This is a genomic window from Variovorax sp. UMC13 (assembly GCF_014170375.1).
Taxonomy (GTDB): Bacteria; Pseudomonadota; Gammaproteobacteria; order Burkholderiales; family Burkholderiaceae_C; genus Variovorax.
The window spans coordinates 25346-42301 of the sequence record NZ_LZZW01000020.1; the positions used below are offsets into that span (position 1 = coordinate 25346).

19 protein-coding genes are annotated in these 16956 nt (G+C 70.0%); 6 read left to right on the forward strand and 13 right to left on the reverse strand.

Features of this window, described 5'->3' with window-relative positions; genetic code table 11:
• Nucleotides 1-26: 26 nt before the first annotated feature.
• Genes A9977_RS17390 through A9977_RS17405 form a run of 4 tightly spaced genes read left to right on the forward strand, consistent with a single transcriptional unit; the run spans nt 27 to nt 3787 of the window.
• A complete protein-coding gene (locus tag A9977_RS17390; RefSeq protein ID WP_183026126.1) occupies nt 27-902 on the forward strand; it encodes an ABC transporter substrate-binding protein in 876 nt (291 codons plus the stop codon).
• Nucleotides 903-919: 17 nt separating this feature from the next.
• Complete coding sequence (locus tag A9977_RS17395) at nt 920-2044, forward strand: LLM class flavin-dependent oxidoreductase (protein WP_183026127.1); 1125 nt, start codon at nt 920-922, stop codon at nt 2042-2044.
• A complete protein-coding gene (locus tag A9977_RS17400; RefSeq protein WP_183026128.1) occupies nt 2041-3075 on the forward strand; it encodes an ABC transporter substrate-binding protein in 1035 nt (344 codons plus the stop codon). Before A9977_RS17395 ends, A9977_RS17400 begins: the two co-directional genes overlap by 4 nt.
• Nucleotides 3059-3787 (forward strand): ABC transporter ATP-binding protein, encoded by a 729-nt coding sequence (locus A9977_RS17405; RefSeq protein ID WP_183026129.1) that lies wholly within the window; start codon nt 3059-3061, stop codon nt 3785-3787. Before A9977_RS17400 ends, A9977_RS17405 begins: the two co-directional genes overlap by 17 nt.
• A 1-nt stretch (nt 3788) precedes the next feature.
• Here A9977_RS17405 and rutD read toward each other — a convergent pair whose 3' ends face one another.
• The 9 genes from rutD to A9977_RS17450 all read right to left on the reverse strand — a co-directional run bounded on the left by rutD (nt 3789) and on the right by A9977_RS17450 (nt 11159).
• Nucleotides 3789-4574, reverse strand: a complete 786-nt coding sequence (gene rutD / locus A9977_RS17410; protein ID WP_183026130.1) for a pyrimidine utilization protein D — start codon at nt 4572-4574, stop codon at nt 3789-3791.
• A complete protein-coding gene (locus tag A9977_RS17415; RefSeq protein WP_183026131.1) occupies nt 4571-5356 on the reverse strand; it encodes an ABC transporter ATP-binding protein in 786 nt (261 codons plus the stop codon). Before A9977_RS17415 ends, rutD begins: the two co-directional genes overlap by 4 nt.
• Nucleotides 5353-6177: an alpha/beta fold hydrolase gene (locus tag A9977_RS17420; protein WP_183026132.1), complete on the reverse strand. Its 825-nt coding sequence runs from the start codon at nt 6175-6177 to the stop codon at nt 5353-5355. The genes A9977_RS17415 and A9977_RS17420 overlap by 4 nt, the downstream gene beginning before the upstream one ends.
• A 10-nt stretch (nt 6178-6187) precedes the next feature.
• A complete protein-coding gene (locus A9977_RS17425) occupies nt 6188-7024 on the reverse strand; it encodes an ABC transporter permease (protein WP_183026133.1) in 837 nt (278 codons plus the stop codon).
• Between the two features lie 31 nt (nt 7025-7055).
• Complete coding sequence (locus A9977_RS17430) at nt 7056-7442, reverse strand: Rid family hydrolase (RefSeq protein WP_183026134.1); 387 nt, start codon at nt 7440-7442, stop codon at nt 7056-7058.
• A 45-nt stretch (nt 7443-7487) separates the two neighbouring features.
• Nucleotides 7488-8174, reverse strand: a complete 687-nt coding sequence (locus A9977_RS17435; protein ID WP_183026135.1) for an isochorismatase family protein — start codon at nt 8172-8174, stop codon at nt 7488-7490.
• Nucleotides 8175-8191: 17 nt separating this feature from the next.
• Nucleotides 8192-9268 (reverse strand): ABC transporter substrate-binding protein, encoded by a 1077-nt coding sequence (locus A9977_RS17440; RefSeq protein ID WP_183026136.1) that lies wholly within the window; start codon nt 9266-9268, stop codon nt 8192-8194.
• A gap of 133 nt (nt 9269-9401) precedes the next feature.
• Entirely contained in the window at nt 9402-10325 is a 924-nt protein-coding gene (locus A9977_RS17445) for a LysR family transcriptional regulator (RefSeq protein ID WP_183026137.1), read from the reverse strand.
• Nucleotides 10326-10547: 222 nt separating this feature from the next.
• Nucleotides 10548-11159: a hypothetical protein gene (locus tag A9977_RS17450; RefSeq protein WP_183026138.1), complete on the reverse strand. Its 612-nt coding sequence runs from the start codon at nt 11157-11159 to the stop codon at nt 10548-10550.
• 124 nt (nt 11160-11283) lie between these two features.
• On the opposite strand from A9977_RS17450, the gene A9977_RS17455 reads away from it, so the two are divergent.
• Complete coding sequence (locus A9977_RS17455) at nt 11284-12291, forward strand: tripartite tricarboxylate transporter substrate binding protein (RefSeq protein WP_183026169.1); 1008 nt, start codon at nt 11284-11286, stop codon at nt 12289-12291.
• Here A9977_RS17455 and A9977_RS17460 read toward each other — a convergent pair.
• A complete protein-coding gene (locus tag A9977_RS17460) occupies nt 12288-13301 on the reverse strand; it encodes a sensor domain-containing diguanylate cyclase (RefSeq protein ID WP_183026139.1) in 1014 nt (337 codons plus the stop codon). The genes A9977_RS17455 and A9977_RS17460 overlap by 4 nt on opposite strands.
• A 237-nt stretch (nt 13302-13538) precedes the next feature.
• Here A9977_RS17460 and A9977_RS17465 point away from each other — a divergent pair, with 237 nt between their 5' ends.
• Nucleotides 13539-14525 (forward strand): glycosyltransferase, encoded by a 987-nt coding sequence (locus A9977_RS17465; RefSeq protein WP_183026140.1) that lies wholly within the window; start codon nt 13539-13541, stop codon nt 14523-14525.
• Nucleotides 14526-14540: 15 nt separating this feature from the next.
• On the opposite strand, the gene A9977_RS17470 is transcribed toward A9977_RS17465, so the two are convergent.
• From A9977_RS17470 to A9977_RS17480, 3 genes are all read right to left on the reverse strand, one after another.
• Nucleotides 14541-14900 (reverse strand): HPF/RaiA family ribosome-associated protein, encoded by a 360-nt coding sequence (locus tag A9977_RS17470; RefSeq protein WP_183026141.1) that lies wholly within the window; start codon nt 14898-14900, stop codon nt 14541-14543.
• Between the two features lie 155 nt (nt 14901-15055).
• On the reverse strand, nt 15056-15883 hold the full coding sequence (locus A9977_RS17475; protein WP_183026142.1) for a MetQ/NlpA family ABC transporter substrate-binding protein: 828 nt from the start codon (nt 15881-15883) through the stop codon (nt 15056-15058).
• Nucleotides 15884-15995: 112 nt separating this feature from the next.
• Nucleotides 15996-16922 carry a LysR family transcriptional regulator gene (locus tag A9977_RS17480; protein ID WP_183026143.1) on the reverse strand — a complete coding sequence of 309 codons (927 nt, stop codon included), beginning with the start codon at nt 16920-16922 and terminating at the stop codon, nt 15996-15998.
• Nucleotides 16923-16956: the final 34 nt, after the last annotated feature.

The following is a 16956-nucleotide window of genomic DNA, read 5'->3' on the forward strand; positions in this document are numbered from 1 at the left end:
CCTTCGTTTCTTCTCTCTCGCATCCCATGTCCCTGATCGTCGGCGCCCATCCGCAGAACCCTTCGCTGTCCATCCTCGCCCGCCGGTCCGCCCTGCGCGCCTCGCTCAAGGCGCAGGGCATCGACTTCTTCATCCACGGCGCCGGCGCGCAGACCATCCCCTTGATGGAACTCGACGTGCTGCAGCTCATGGGCACGGGCGCGACGCCGCCGATCCTGGCCAAGGCGCGCGAGCTGCCGGTGGTGGTGTTCGGCATGTCCGGCCCGCGCGCCGAGCGCGGCGGCGTCGTGGTGCGCGCCGACTCGGACCTGCACAGCCTGGCCGACCTCAAGGGCCGCGGCATCGCGCTGATGCCGGTCTCGTGGCACACGCAGTTCCTGGCGGCCGAGCTGCACGCCGCGGGCATCGATTGGCGCGAGGTCAACGCGGTCGAGCTACTGCCCGCGACCGCCAAGGACGCCTTCGAGGCCGGCCTGCTCGATGCCATCGTCGCGACCGATCCGCTGCTCTCGAAGATCGAGTCCACGGTGCCGGTGCGCGTGCTGGCGCAGCCCGGCAGCAGCTTCTCGAACCGCTCGGTCTACTGGGCGCGGCAATCCACCGTGGCCGCGCAGCCGCAGGCGGTGCAGGCGCTGGTCGATGCCATCGCCGAATCCGACCGCCTCACCGCCGCCGACCCGCAGGCCGCCGCGCAGCTGCTGGAGGGCGTGAACGGCAACACGGCCGCGCAATGGCTGCCTTCGCTGCAGTCGCGCCCCTGGGGCATCGAAGTGCCCGACGCCGGCTTCGCGGCCGAGCAGCAATCGCATGCGGACATCTTCGCGCGCTTCGGCCTCATCCCTTCGCCGCTCGACGTGAGCGACACCGTGACCGCCGCCTTCCCGGCCGGCCGCGCGCACTGACTTCAAAGGAATCGATCATGGAAGTTCTCTGGTACCTCACCGGCCCCGACGGCCGCTACCCCTGGCGCGCCGACGGCGCCCGCGCGCTCACCTATCCCTACTTCCAGCAGCTCGCGCGTGCGGTCGACCATCTCGGCTACACCGGCGCCCTGCTGGCCACGGGCTCGCACGATGCCTGGGTGCAGGGCGCGTCGCTGATTCCCTACACCGACAACTTCCAGCACCTGATCGCGGCCCATCCGCCCCTGCTGTCGCCGGTGCTGCTGGGCAAGATGATCAACACCTTCGACCAGTTCTCGAAGGGCCGGCTGCGCGTCAACATCGTGAACGGCGACGCCAAGCTGATGGCGCAGTACGGCGTGCACCTGAGCCATGACGAACGCTATGCCTACACCGACGAGTACCTCACGGTGCTGACGGCGCTGCTGCGCGGCGAGACCGTGACCTTCAAGGGCAAGTACATCCACGTGGTCGACGCCGGCATCCCGCTGCCGCCGTACCGCCAGCCCGCGCCGCTGTGGTTCGGCGGCTCCTCGCCGGCCGCGCACGAGGTGGCGGCCAAGCACATCGACACCTACCTCTCGTGGGGCGAAACGCCGCAGCAGGCCGAAGAGAAGATCCGCGAAGTGCGCGCGCTCGCGGCCAAGCACGGCCGGGCCGACAAGATCCGCTTCGGCATCCGCTTGTACGTGATCGTGCGCGAGACCGAGGCCAAGGCCTGGGAAGCGGCGGCTGACCTGTACGAGCACATGGACGAGCGCTCCATCGCCGGCGCGCAGTCGTACGTGGCCGGCATCGATTCGATCGGCCAGCAGCGCATGTCCGCGCTGCATGGCGGGCGCAAGCCGCGCGACCTGCGCGAGCTCGAGATCGCGCCCAACCTCTGGTCGGGCATCGGCCTGGTGCGTCACGGCCCGGGCACTGCGCTGGTCGGCAGCCCCGAGCAGGTGCTCGCGCGCATCCAGGACTACCGCGATGCCGGCATCGAGGTGCTGATCGTCTCCGGCATGCCGCTGCTCGAAGAGGCCTACCGCTTCGCCGAGCTGGTGCTGCCCCATCTGCCCGTCGACCGTGCGGTCGACCCGGGCGTCACCTCCGCCTGGACCAAAGAAAGGGATACGGCATGGAAAAAGCAAGCATGAAATCTTCGGACCTGAACAACAGCGGCCGCCGCGCGGCCCTGGGCCTGATCGGCGGCGGCGTGCTCGCCACGCTGCTCGCGGCCTGCTCGCGCGAATCCACGCCGGCGCCTGCCGCCGCGGGCGCCGCACCGGCCGCACCCGCTGCCGCCGCCGCCGCCAAGGTCGCGCGCATCGCGCCGCTGCAGGCCTTCAACTTCCTCACGCTGGCGCAGCTGAGCGGCGGCATCGAGAGCTCGGTCCAGGCCGCGGGCGGCTCGGTGGTGTGGAAGCCGCCGTTCCCGGCCTACGTGCCCACGGCCGAAGCCCTGCGCGGCGGCGCGATCGACATCGGCAGCGGCAGCGCCACCTCCTTCCTCACGGCCTCGACCGCCGACAAGGACCTGGTGGTGTTCGCGGCCGAGAAGAGCTCGGGCAAGGACCAGGGCATCGTCGCGACCGGCGCCAGCGGCATCCGCACGGTGGCCGACCTGGTCGGCAAGAAGATCGCGGTCAACAAGGGCGGCACCGGCGAGTACCTGCTGCGGCTCGCGCTGGCGCGCCACGACATCCCGGTCGAGAAGGTGACCGTGGTCTACCTGGGCCCGACCGATGCCTCGACCGCCTTCGCGCAGGGCCATGTCGACGCCTGGGCCGTGTGGGAGCAGTTCTTCGCGGCCGGCCAGGCCGAGCCCGGTGCGCGCGTGGTGGTCTACGGCGGCGACATCGGCTCGCTCAACCGCAACGTGCACGTCACGACGCGCGCCTTCGCGCAGGCCCACCCGGACCTGGTGAAGGCCGTCTACGAGGCCTTGCGCAAGGAGGCCGAGGCGGTGCAGGCCACGCCCGGCCGCGTGGCCGACCTGAACGAGAAGCAGGGCGTGCCCAAGGCGGTCGCGGACATCATCCGCCAGGTGCCGCCCTCGACCGTGGTGCCGGCCGACGACGCGCTGCTGCGCGAGTTCCAGGAGATCGCCGACTTCTATGCGAAGCACGGGCTGACGGCCCAGCCGATCGACGTCAAGGGAACCACCGTCGATGTCGCGACCACCTGACCGCGACGACCGCCGCGTGCAGCTGCGCGGACTGACGCGTCGCTTCGGCGATGCGCCGCCGGTGCTGCACGGCCTGTCGCTGGACATCGCGCCGGGCCAGTTCGTGGCCCTGCTGGGCCGCAGCGGCTCGGGCAAGTCCACGCTGCTGCGCGTGCTCGCGGGCCTGGACGGCGGCCAGGAGGCCGAGCGGCTGCAGGTGCCGGCCTCGGTGTCGGTGGCCTTCCAGGAGCCGCGGCTCTTTCCGTGGCTGCGCGTCTGGCGCAACGTGGTGCTCAACCTCGGCGGCGACGACCGCCGTGCGCTGGGCCTGGCGGCGCTGGCCGAGGTCGGCCTGGCCGACAAGGCCGAGGCCTGGCCGCAGACGCTCTCGGGCGGACAGGCGCAACGCGTGTCGCTGGCGCGCGCGCTGGCCCGCGAGCCCGCGCTTCTGCTGCTCGACGAGCCCTTCGGCGCGCTGGATGCGCTGACGCGGCTCACGATGCAGCGCCTGGTGCTCGACCTCTGGCAGCGCCACCAGCCGACCGTGCTGCTGGTGACGCACGACGTCGACGAGGCCCTGCTGCTGGCCGACCGCATCCTGGTGCTCGACCAGGGCCGCATCGTGTCGGACCTGGCGCTGGACATCGCGCGGCCGCGGCGCATGTCGGATCCGGGGCTCGAGGCGCACAAGGTCGATCTGCTGCAACTGCTGGGCGTCGAGGTCGACGCCTGATTCAATCGGCCTGCAGGAAGTCCAGCAGCGCCGCGTTGAAGGCCGCGGCCTCGGTCGCGCTGAACGCGTGGCCGCCCTCGGGCACCAGGTGCAGGCGCGCCTGCGGCAGGCCCTCGGCGAGGCGCTGCGAGCGCGTCCACGGCACCAGCACGTCGTCGCGCGAGGCCATCACCAGCGTGGGCGCCTGGATCTCCCGCAGCCGTTGCGAAACATCGAAGCCACGCAGCGCGCCGATGCGAGCCAGCAGGTTCTCTCGGCCCTGGAAGTGCGTGATGCCGTGCGCCACCTCGGCCTCGACCCGCTCGGCGTTCGCCGACAGCCAGGCGGCCGGGTAGAGGAAGATCGGCTGCGCTTTCACATAGGCCGCGGCGCCGCCCGCGTCGAGCACATGCAATCGGGCCTCGAAGCAGCGCGCGGTCTGGCTGTCGAGCGTGTCCCAGGCATTGACCAGCACCAGGCGCTCGAGCCGCTGCGGATCGCGCAGGCCGAGTTCGAGTCCGACCAGCCCGCCCAGCGCATGGCCCATGAAATGCGCGCGCTCGATACCGGCCGCGTCGAGCAGGCCCGCCACCTCGTCCGCCATGTCGGCGATGCGGTACCCCGCGGGCAGCGCGCCGGCGTTGCGGCCGGTGCCGCGGTGGTCATAGAGCATCACGCGGAAGCGTGCGGCCAGCGCATCGAATTGCGGTTGCCAGAAGCCGGCACCGCCACCCAGGCCGGCCGACAGCACGACCGTGGGGGCCGCCGCATCGCTGCGGCCGACGAGCTCGTAGCGCAGCGCACTCATGCGGCCATCTCGATGCCGAGCTCGCCCCAGATCTGGTCGTAGAGCGCGTTGAACAGCGGCAGCTTGCGGATCTTCAACGGGTGCCGCATCTCGGCCGCGATGTCGATGTCGTGTACCGCATGCACCCGGCCGGGCCGGCTGCTGATGACCACGATGCGATCGGCCATGGTGATGGCCTCGCCCACGTCGTGCGTCACCAGCACCACGCTGCACTGGCGCTCGCGGATGATGCGCAGCATGTCGCCCTGCAGGATCAGCCGGGTCTGGCTGTCGAGCGCGGAGAAGGGCTCGTCGAGCAGGATCACGTCGGGGCTGAAGGCCAGCGTGCGCATGAAGGCCACGCGCTGGCGCATGCCGCCCGACAGGCCCGAGGGCAGGCTGTTCTCGAAGCCTTTCAGGCCGTAGGCCTCGATCAGGCCGCGTGCGATCTTGTCGGCCTCGGCGCGCGGCACGTTGCGCACCTGCAGGCCGATGATCACGTTCTCCAGCACCGTGCGCCAGGGCAGCAGCAGGTCCTTCTGCAGCATGTAGCCGACGTGGCCGGTGGCGTCGTGCACCGGCTTGTCGTTGACCAGGATGCTGCCCTGCGTGGGCTGCAGCAGGCCCGAGATGATGTTGAACAGCGTGGTCTTGCCGCAGCCCGAGGGGCCGACGATGGCGACCACCTCGCCGCGCTTCACCTCGAAGCTGATGTCGTCGATGGCCGTCACCGCCTTGGGCGTGCCCTGGTTGAAGGTCATGCCCACGTTGCGGGCGGACAGCACGGTGTCTTGGGAGTTCATGGCGTGGCCTCGGTGGTCTCTGTGGAATGCTGCGCCAGGAAGGCGAGCACGGTGTCGTTGAAGAAGGCCGGCTCGACGCGCGAAAGCGCGTGCGCGCCATGCGGCGTGCGCACCAGCCGTGCGCCGGCGATGCGCTCGGCGAGCAGCCGGGACGAATCCGGTGGCGTGAGGATGTCGTCGTCGGCCACCAGCACCAGGGTCGGGCACTGGATGCGCGGCAGGTAGGGCAGGCCGTCGAAGGCCATGATGCCGTCGACCCGGCTTTCGAGGATGCTGGCCGAGGGCGAGCCCGCGGTGGCCGCGGCGATGTCGCGTTCCAGCAGGTCGTGGTGCGCGCAGACGTGGTCCGGCGGATAGAGGAAGACAGGCGTCGCGCGGTGGTATTCGGCGATGCCCGCGCTGCGCAGCAAGGTGCGTCGCAGCGCGAGGCAGCGTGCCATCTGCGCATCGAGCCTGGCCCAGCTCGCGTACAGCACCAGGCTCGCGACGCGTTCGGGCTGCGTGGCGGCAAGCACCTGGCCGATCGCGCCGCCCGTCGAATGGCCCACCAGGTGGGCGCGTTCCACGTCGAGCGCGTCCATCAGCCGCAGCAGGTCGGTGGCCATCAGCTCGACCGAATACGGCATCTCCGAATGCGTGCTGCGCCCGGTGCCGCGGTGGTCGTGCAGCAGCACGCGGTGGCGCGCGGCGAAGGCCTCGAGGTTGGGCTGCCAGTAGCCGGCCACGCCGCCAAGGCCGGCGACGAGCAGCACCGGCGTGCCCTCGTCGCGGCCGACGATCTCGTAGTGGAGGCTGGCGTCGCCGATGTTCGCGAGCGGCATGGCGACCGCCTCAGCGCCAGGCCAGCCGGCGCTCGACCCAGCCGACCAGCGTGTCGAGCACCAGGGCCAGCGCCATCAGCGCGAAGATGCCGACCCACACCCCGTTGAGGTTGTAGAGCGTGCCCGCGTAGTAGACGTGGTAGCCCAGGCCCTTCTCGGCCGAGATGTACTCGCCCACCACCGCGCCGATCATCGCGAAGCCCACGTTGAGGCGCAGCGCCGAGCTGATCCACGGCAGCGAGCCCGGCACGATGACCATGCGGAAGATCTGCCAGCGCTTGGCGCCGATGGCCTTGAGCATGCGCACGTAGTCGTGGTCGACCTCCTGGCTGCCGGTGAAGCTGGTGAGCATCGAGACGATGAAGGTGATGGACGCGGCCACCGCGATCTTCGACTCCATGCCGATGCCGAACCACACGATGATCAGCGGCGCGAGCGCGATCTTGGGCAGGCCGTTGAGCGCCACCATGATCGGCCGCAGGATCGCGGCCACGGTGGGCGACAACCACAGCAGCAGGCCCGAGACCGAGCCCAGGATGCTGCCGATCAGGAAGCCCAGGATGGCTTCCTGCGCCGTCACCCAGGTGTCGCGCAGCAGCGCGCCCGAGCCCAGGCCCGAGACGAACTCGCGCCAGATGCCCGTGGGCTGTCCATACGAGTAGACCGGCAGCCATTCGCGCCGGATCGCGAGTTCCCACAGGGCGAACAGGCCGCCCACCAGCAGCACCTGGCCTGCGAGGATCAGCAGCTTGCCGGGGCTGCGCGGCGCGGCCTTGCGCTTCGGGGCCTTGGCCGTGGCGGTGACCGATGCGGCGGGCTTCGAAGCGACGGGGCGATGCGATGGCATGGCGGAGGCGAGGTCGGTGTGTGCCATGGCCTCAGGTGCCGACGTAGGCAGTGGTGGCCAGCTCGACCAGGAACTCGGGCCGGACCATGTCGGCCTTGATGCAATAGCGCGCCGGCGGCTGCTCGGGGAAGTACTCCTTGTAGACCGCGTTCATGGCGGCGTAGTCGGCCAGGTCCTTGAGGAAGATCTGGTTGAACACCACGCTCTTCATCGTGCCGCCCGCGGCCTCGATGACGGACTTGATGCTCTCCAGAACGATGCGCGTCTGCGCCGTCACGTCACCGACCGCCAGCGTCTCGCCGTCGGGGCCGATGGCCAGCGTGCCGGACACGTAGACGAAGCCGCCCGCCTTGATGCCGGGGCTGTAGGGCGCGAGCGGCGGCGCGGAGCCTGGGGGAACGATCACTTCGATGGACATGGGGTCTCCTTGCGTTGGCGTTGGGGGGATCGGGATGCGGGTGGCTCAGGCCACGGCCGGTTCGGCGCAGGCTTCGACCAGTTCGTCCACGGTGGTGGTCCAGCCGAAGAAGCGCTCGACGTTGTAGACCGTGGCTTCCTGGATGAAGGCCGGGCCGGCCTGGAAGCAGGCGTCGCGCACCAGCACCGGGAAGTACTCGTGGAAGAAGGCGTCGCGGATGGTCGACTCCACGCACACGTTGGTCGCCGTGCCGCAGACCAGCAGTGTGTCGATGCCGCGGCTGCGCAGCATGCTGTCGAGCGCGGTGCTGGTGAAGCCGCTGTAGCGCGGCTTGGGCAGCACGATGTCGTCGCCGCCGGGCTGCAGCGCATCGACGAAGGCGTAGTCCCAGGTGCCCTTGGTGAGCAGCTGGCCCGCGAGTTCGGGCCGCTCGCGCATCAGCTTGAGCGAGTTGCCCTTGCGCTGGTTGACCGAGCCTTCGCCGCCGGCTTCCTTCTGCGCGACGTCCCAGCCGTTCTGCAGCCAGATGACCTGGATGCCGCTGGCGTGCGCGACGTCGAGCGCGCGCTGGATCGCGGGGTAGACGGTGGCGGTGGCCGAGAGGTCGACGCCCAGGTGGCTGAAGTAGCCGCCGGGCGAGCAGTAGCCGTTCTGCATGTCGACCACGATGAGTGCGGTGCGTGCGGGGTCGAGGTCGAAGGCTTCGGGGCGGGCGGGGAGCTGGATGGACATGGTGGATGCGGGTGGGTTCACGACGATTTCTTGGCGGCGGCGAACTTGGCGGTGGCGCGTTCGGCGAAGCGGTTGTCCACCATCTCCTCGTAGGACCGCGGCGACTTGACCGAGCCGCCGGCCATCTCGAAGGCCATGTTGGTGTCCCACTCGGCCTTGGAGATCGTCGGGTTCTTGGGGATCGCGGTCGACTTGGTCAGCAGGTTGTCGGCCGCGGCGCGGATCACCGCCTGGTCGATCTGCGGGAACTCGGCGAAGGAGGCCTTGAGGAACAGTTCGCGGTCGACCTGCAGCGCGGCCTGCGCTTCGGCGATGGCGTCGCAGAAGGCCTGCACCAGCGCCGGGTCCTTCTCGACCAGCGCCTTGGTGGCGATGGCGGTGGTCCACGACAGCGGGCCGATGATGTCGGCGAAGGCGAACACCGGCTCGAGGCCGAACTTCTGCTTGGCGATGCTCACGTCCCACTCGAACATCGTGGCCACGTCGGCGCGGCCATCGAGCACGGCCTGGGCCTGGGCACCGGCGGGCAGCTGCAGGAACTTCACGCCCGCGCTCTCGGGGTCGAAGCCGCCGCGTTCCTTCATCGCGAAGGTCGGCGTCTGGATGCTCGAGGAGGGGAAGCGCAGCGTGGCGATGGTCTTGCCGCGGAAGTCCTCGAGCTTCCTGATGTTCGTGCCCGGCTTGGCCACGGCCCACATCGCGACACCGCCCACGATCTTGGCGATGTTGACCAGCTTGGCGCCTTCGTTGGTGGCGTTGACCGACATGCCCGCACCGGTGATGGCGAAGCTGGCGTTGCCCGACAGCACCACCGGCACCGCCAGCGCGATGCCGCCGGCCGAGCTCACGGCCACGTCCAGCCCGTGCTTCCTGAAGTAGCCGCCATGGACCGCCGCGTACACCGAGGCGTACATGCCCAGGTGGATGGCCTCGGAGATGCGCACGGGCTTGAGCCCCTGCGCGATGGCCGGGCTGCCCAGGCTGCCGAGCAGCGCGCCGAAACCGGCGGCGCCGGCACCGACCAGCACCTGGCGGCGCGTGCGCGTGAGGACCGCGGGAGCGGCGGGGAATGGGTCTTTGGCCGGGTGGGTCATGCGGGCTCCTGTGTGTGGATGGCGCAAATTTAGGTCGCGCCCCGTGTTCTGTAAATTACCGAATCTGTCATGTGGCGGTGCGCAAAAGGCAACACGTTGGACGTGCGGAAACCGATGCCGCCGGCCAGCGTTCTCAGCGTTTGCGGATCGCCTGGATGCGCTCGGCCGCGGCCTGGCTTTCCTCGGTCAACAGGCGCAGGAAGGCGCGCGCCGCATGCGGCAGCGGGCGGTCGCGGTGCACGCTGACGCTCGATCGCGCGGCCGCGAATTCAGGTTCGTCGACCGGGATCACCAGCAGCGAACCTGTCTCGACCTCGTGCGTGACCGTGAGCGCCGGCATGAAGGCGATCACCTGGCCGGTGGCGGCCATGGTCTTGGTGAGTTCCAGCGAGTTGGTGGTGACGACCACGTTGGGCTTGTAGCCGCGCTTGCGCACCGCGCGCTCGAACACCTGCCGCAGGCCGAAGCTGTGCTCGGGCAGGGCCAGCGGCTGCTTGCAGATGTCGGCCATCTTGAGCTGCTTGCGGCCCGCATAGGCGTGCGTCTTCGACACCAGGCAGGAGATCGGCTCGACGAACTCGCCCACCACCTCGATCTCGGCGCGCGGCGCGGCGTTGAAGGTGATGCCGATGTCGGCCCAGTCCTCGAGCAGGGCCTCGATGATGCGGTCGGTGGGCGCGGTCTGGACGTTGAAGGTGACGTCGGGATAGCGCTGGTTGAAGGTGGCGATGATGCGCGGCAGGAAGCCCGACACCAGGCCCTCGAGCAGCCAGATCACGATCTCCCCGCGGCGCAGGCCGCGCAGGTCGTCGAGCGCGGTGCGCGCGCGGCTCAGGTCCTGGAAGATGCGGCGGGTCTCGCGCTGCAGCACCTCGCCCGCGGCCGTGAGCTGCACGCCGATCTTCGAGCGCTCGAACAGCACCGCGTCGAGCTCGGTCTCGAGTTGCGCGATCTGGCGGCTGACGGCCGAAGGCGCCACGTGCAGCCGATCGGCCGCGCGCCGGATCGAGCCGAGCTTGGCCACCTCGTGGAAGTAGCGGATGGTCAGGAAGCGCATGCGGGACTCGATGCGCGGGGAAGGGAAGAGACGGCGCCGGAAGGGCGGCGCGGCAGGACAACGGAACGCACGGGAACAGACTCCATCGGGACGCTGGGAATCGGTCCGGCGTGCCGGACCGGAAGACGGATCGCAGGGGCGAGCATCTTCCAGTGCGTCCTTGCAGGAATCGGGCCCAACCCTCGGATGCGACCCGAGCTGGGTGAGCGCCGGGCGGCTGCGCTACTCCGACCAGGCGTCCGCCAGGATCGTGCGGCGCGGGTCGTCGGGGTCCGGGTGCAGCCAGGTGCCGCCCATTTCGCTGGTGCGGGTGTAGCTGCCGCCATTGCCCTCGTCGGCCAGGGGTTCGCACAGGCCCTCGACCACCACCGTCGTGCCCGCGCGCGACAGGCAGCGCGCCTTGACATAGGCGCCGAGCACGGCGGCTACTTCGGCATGGGGCGCGTCCAGCACGTACTGGGTGTCGCCGTGCGCCCACGATTCGCTCAGGCGCAGCGCCAGCACCGGGATGCCGCGCAGGGTCGCGGCGCCGGGCCGCAAGGTGGCCACGGACTCGGTGCTCGCATCCGGCTCCTTGTCGACGCCGGCCATCGGCGAGCACTGCATCGTGATCGTGCGCACCAGCCCGCGCCAGGGCTGCGGCAGTTCCGTGGGCCGGCGCGCGCGCACCGCGCGACAGCCCTGGCCGCTGGCCTTGTCGGCCCCGTGCACCCAGCTCGGGAGATCCATGCCGGCGAGTTCGACCGGCGCTGCGCCCGCCGAGGCCACGGACGCGAGGCCGCCGAGGGCGGCGAGGCAGGTGAGGGAGATCCAGAGGCGATGGAGCGGCTGCATGCGCCACAGCATACGGGCGGCGGCAAGCGTCGTGGCAGCCGGTGTGCAGACGAGGCATTTCGTCTACTTGCGCGCCATTGCTGCAGTGCGGTAACGTTGTGTAACATTTTTAACAACGCCGATGATGACGATCACCAAACGCCGCGCGCTCGAAACCATGGCCCTTGCCCTCTGTGCGCCCGGCGCCTGGGCCCAGGGCAGCGCGCGCGCCGCCGCTGCGCCGTCGTCCGGCGGCTGGCCCAGCAAGCCGGTGCGGCTGCTGGTGGGCTTCCCGGCCGGCGCCTCGCCCGATCTCGCGGCGCGGGCCATCGCCGAGCCGCTGTCGCGGCTGCTGGGCCAGCCGGTGACGGTGGAGAACAAGCCCGGCGACAGCGGCAACATCGCGGCCAACCTGGTGGCCAAGGCGCAGGACGACCACACCATCGGCGCGCTGATCAACGGCAACCTGACGATCGCGCGGCTGCTCAATCCCAAGACGCCTTTCGATCCCGAGAAGGACTTCGCGCCGGTCAGCCTGATCGGCACCGCGCCGCTGGTGCTGGCGGCGAGCGCGCAGGCGGTGGGCGCCAACCCGGTCGAGCTGCTGCTGTGGGCGCGCAACCTCAACGACAAGGGGCGCTACGGCACGCCCGGGGCCGGCACGGTCGGGCACCTGGGCATGGAACTGCTCAAGAGCCGCAGCGGCATCCTGGCCACGCACGTGCCCTTCAACGGCAACCCGCAGGTCATCGCCGCCATGCTGGCCGGCGAGATCCAGCTGGCGCTGCTGCCGCCGGGTCTGGTCAAGCCGCACATCCAGTCGGGCAAGCTCAAGGCCATCGGCGTCACCTCGGCGGTGCGCAGCCCGCTGTACGAGGAGCTGCCCACCTTGCGCGACGCCAACGTGCACGGCGCCGACCTGGAGATCTGGACCGCCATCGCCGCGCCCGCGGGCATGCCGGCCACGGCGGTCGCGAAGCTCAATGCGGCGCTGTCGGAGGTGGTGCGCGCGCCCGAGGTGCAGCAGACCCTGCTCAAGGCCGGCTGGCAGGCGCAGTCGGGCACGCCCAAGGCACTGAGCTACCGCATGCGCCAGGACACCTCGCTGCTCGGCGGCGTGATCCTGATGCGCGGCATCAAGACGGACGCCTAACGCGACGCGCCGGAGCGCCGCCGGTGCTTGACCTGGTACATCGCGGCATCGGCCTGCTTGAGCGCATCGTTCACGGTGCTGGTCTTCGGGTCGACTGCGACCACGCCGACGCTGGCGCCGCCGTAGGAAATGGTGCGTTCGCGCAGCGCGATGTCGCCGGTGCTGGCCAGGCTCAGGCGCGCCTCGAGCGCCTGCACCGCCGCCTCCGCCGCGGGGCCGGGCAGCGGGCCCGGGCCGACCACCACGAACTCGTCGCCGCCCAGGCGCGCCAGCGTGTCGCCCGCGCGCAGCGTGGCGTTGAGGCGGCTCGCGATGGCGCGCAGGAAATCGTCGCCGCAGTCGTGGCCATAGCTGTCGTTGATGGCCTTGAAGTCGTCGAGGTCGACGAAGCCGACCAGCACCGTGGCGCCGCTGCGCGCGCCGCGGGCCAGCAGCTGGCCCAGCTCCTGCACCAGCAGCCGGCGGTTGGGCAGGCCGGTCAGCGCATCGGTCAGCGTGCTGGTCACCAGCTGTGCGTTGGCGATCCGCAGCTGCGTGAGCAGGCGCTCGCGCTCCATGTGCTGGCCGATCAGGCGCGAGAACAGCTGCAGCACATGCTGCGCGTTGGGCGGCAGCGGCAACTGGGCCGAGCTGGCGGCGCACAGCGTGCCGTAGAGGTCGCCGTCGGCCCGCACCGGGGTGCTGACATAGGTGCGAATGCCCAGCTGGCGGGCCGCATCCGAGTCGCCCCAGCATCCGGCGACGTCGTCGGTGTAGGGCCGTCCTTCGTCGAGCGCACGCTTGCACAGCGTGTCCTCCCAGGGCACCGACAGGCCCTCCGGAATCTGGAGCTGCTTGGTGTTGCGCGCGATCACGATCTGCTGCACGCCGCCTTCGAGGTCGATGGCGGTCAGGTAGGTCGACTCGCAGCCGGTGACAGCCTCGAGCATCTCGAGCATGGGGCGGGCCAGTTCTTCCAGCGTCTGGGCCGAAGAAACCGATTCGGAGAGCTGAGCGATCAGTGAATCCATGACCTATTGTGTCCTGTGTCGCATGTCCTGCCGCCGAGGGGGGCGGGCCGCCGGCGCCCGATCGAAGATGTTTCGTTGGGCCGGTCCGATTTGCATTCAGAATCACGCCCTGACAGCTCCCGCTTCGACGGAGCGCCAGAGGAAAGCGACTCTCATGACCTGGTCTTCTCACGATCCCCATGCAGACCCTGCCATGGCGTGGATCCCCGATGCGCTGCGGCTGTCACGGAGGTCGTCATGCATGTGATGATCGCCAACAACTCGCCCATTCCGGTGTTCGCCTACGGCGGCACCGAACGCGTGATCTGGGACCTGGGGCGCAAGCTGGTCGAGATGGGCCACCAGGTCACCTACCTGGTGCCCGAAGGATCGCGTTGCGATTTCGCGCGGCTGCTGCCGATCCGCCCCGATCGCCCGTGGCATGAACAGGTGCCCGACGATGTCGACCTGGTGCATTTCCAGTTCGACCCGCGCCTGGGTTCCGACGATGCGCTGGGCAAGCCCTTCCTGTTCACCGAGCATGGCAACAGCCACCGCGCCCGCCCGCTGCCGCGCAACACCGTCTTCCTCACGCGCAACCATGCGTCGCGTTACGGCTCGAGCGAGTTCGTCTACAACGGACTCGACTGGTCGGCCTACGGGCCGGTCGATTTCGATCGGCCGCGCAACTACGCGCACTTCCTGGGCAAGGGCGCCTGGGGCGTCAAGAACCTCAAGGGCGCGATCCGCGTGGCCCGGCTGGCGGGCATCGAACTCGAGGTGCTGGGCGGCGAGCGCTTCAACTTCCGGCGCGGCATCCGCATGACCTTTTCGCGCCGCGTGCGCTTCCACGGCATGGTGGGGGGCCAGCAGAAATGCGAGCTGCTCAACGGTTCGCGCGGCATGGTGTTCCCGGTGCGCTGGCACGAGCCTTTCGGGCTCGCGGTGATCGAGAGCCTCTACTTCGGCTGCCCGGTGTTCTCCACGCCCTACGGCTCGCTGCCGGAGCTGGTGCCGCAGGATTGCGGCGTGCTCGCGGCCGATGCGCCCACGCTGGCGGATGCGCTGCAATCGTCCCGCTTCGATGCGCGTGGCTGCCATGCGCACGCGGTGCGGCATTTCAGTTCGGACGCCATGGCCCGGGGCTACCTGCGCTACTACGAGCGCGTGGTGGCGGGCGAGTTGCTCAACCCCGTGCCGCCGGCCATCCAGGGCGCGGCGCGTTCGCTGCCCTGGCGCGGCTGAGGGCGGGCGAAGGGGCTAGACGCCGTCGGGCTGCTGTGTGCGGATCGAGGTGTGGTCGCGGCGCTCGTGGAGCTTGCCGACCACCGTATCGAGTGCACGCCGGGCCTTGGCTTCGGCGCCCCGGAAGGCTTCGTCCAGGCTCGAGGCCTGGTGCGTCACGGCCACCGGTGGCAGCGAGGTCACATGGGCCTCGATCACGCAGCGCTTGTCGTCGGCGCCGCCCTTGGTGCCGCTGTTCTCGTCGGAGAGATGGACCTCGACGCGGCGCACGTCGTTCGAGAAGCGGCCCAGCGTGCGGCGGATCTCGCCGTCGGCCCAGCTTTCCAGCGTTTCCTTGTTGTCCATGCCGTTGCCGGTGTTGATGTGGATTTCCATGCGGGTGTGTGCTCCATGTTCGGCGCTGCACGTCGGCAGCGAGGCCGCTCGCCGCGCGTGCGAGCGCGGCGGCGGTTCGAAGTCACAGCATGGCGCCACCCGCGGCGCCGCGGCGTAGGCCAAGGGAGCCTCTTGCCGCCTGCGTCAGGGGAGGGTCAGAAGGCCGGGATCAGCGCACCGTTGAACTTGGTCTCGATGAACTGGCGCACCTCGGCCGACTGGTAGGCCGCGACCAGCTTCCTGGCCCAGGGCGCGTCCTTGTCGGCACGGCGCACCGCGATCAGGTTGGCATAGGGGCTCTTGGCGGATTCCTTGATCACGGCGTCCTTGTTGAAGGACAGGCCCGACTTCTCGGCGTAGTCGTTGTTGATCGAGGCGATCGTCAGGTCGTCGAGCGAGCGCGGCAGCTGCGCGGCGTCGAGCGCGACCAGCTTGAGCTTCTTGGGGTTGGTCACCACGTCCAGCGGCGTGGCCGTGTTGTTCTTCACGGCCTCGGGCTTGAGCGTGATCAGGCCCGCGGCCTGCAGCAGCAGCAGCGAGCGGTTGCCGTTGGACGGGTCGTTCTGGATGCCGACCGAGGCACCGTCGGGCAGCGCGTCGATGCTCTTGATCTTGCGCGAGTAGAAGCCCAGCGGCGCCGTCACGGTCAGGCCGGCCGACACCAGGTCGAAGCCGCGCGACTTGATCTGGTTGTCGAGGAAGGGCTGGTGCTGGAAGGCGTTGGCGTCCAGGTCGCCCGCCGACAGCGCGGCGTTGGGCAGCTGGTAGTCGTTGAACACCACGACATCGATGGTCAGGCCGTCGCGCGCGGCGACCTTCTTCACCACCTCGAAGATCTGCTCGGCATTGCCGACCGAGATGCCGACCTTGATGCGGGACTTGTCCTGGGCGTGCACCGGCGCGCTCGCGGCGAAGGCGGCGGCGAGCACGGTGGCGGACAGGGCGGCGAGGGCGCCACGACGGCGAAGGGCGGAGAACAGCATGGCGACGAAAGGAATGAAGAGAAGAGGGGGGCGACTGTGCCCGTGCCGCGCCCTTTCGCGAACGAACAAATCCTCATGTCTATATGCCCGCGCCCGGCGCGGCCGGCCTCGATCAGGCGCCGCGAGGCGGCGCGACCGGCGCATGCAGCGCCATCAGTTCGACGATCCAGTCGATGAACACGCGCAGCTTGGCGCTCACGTGCCGGTTCGGCGGGAACGCCAGGTACAGCGGCATCGGATCGAGCTGCCAGTCGGTGAACAGCGGCACCAGTTCGCCGCGCGCCGCATGCGGGCGGGCCATGTAATCCGGCAGCCAGAGGATGCCGAGGCCGGCCAGGCCGGCCTCGAGGTAGGCATTGCCGTCGTCGAACGCGAACGCATGGCGGCCCTGCACTTCGAGGCGTTCGCCGGCGCGCTGCATCGCATACGAAAGGGCCTTGCCGGTGCGGGCCCACCGGAAGCCCACGATGCGATGGTGCGTGTCTTCCAGCGCCTGCGGGCGCGTGGGCGTGCCCTCGCGTTCGAGGTAGCCCGGCGCCGCGTAGACGCCGAGTTGGAGGTCGCCCACGCGGCGCGCGATCAGCGACACATCGGTGATCTCGCCGCCGCGCACCACGCAGTCGACGTTCTCGCCGATCAGGTCGACCGGGCGGTCGCTCACGCCCATGTCGAGCTGGATGTCGGGGTAGCGCGCATGGAAGGCGGGCAGGGCGGGCACCAGGATGATCCGGGCCAGCGGGCTCGGCACGTCCACGCGCAGCCGGCCGCGGGGCGCGGCCACGGCGCTGGACAGGCTGGTCTCGGCATCGTCCATGTCGGCCAGCAGCCGCACCACGCGCTCGTAGTAGGCCGCGCCATCGGCCGTGACGTTGACCTTGCGCGTGGTGCGGTGGAGCAGCTTCACGCGCAGCCGCGCTTCGAGCTGCTGCACCAGCTGCGTCACGGTGGTCTTGCTCAGGTGCAGCGTCGCGGCGGCCTGGGTGAAGCTGCGCGTCTCCACCACGCGGACGAAGGCCTGCATCGCGTCAATCCGGTCCATCGTCGTGCCCGCGTCTTCGAAGATTGTTTGGGTT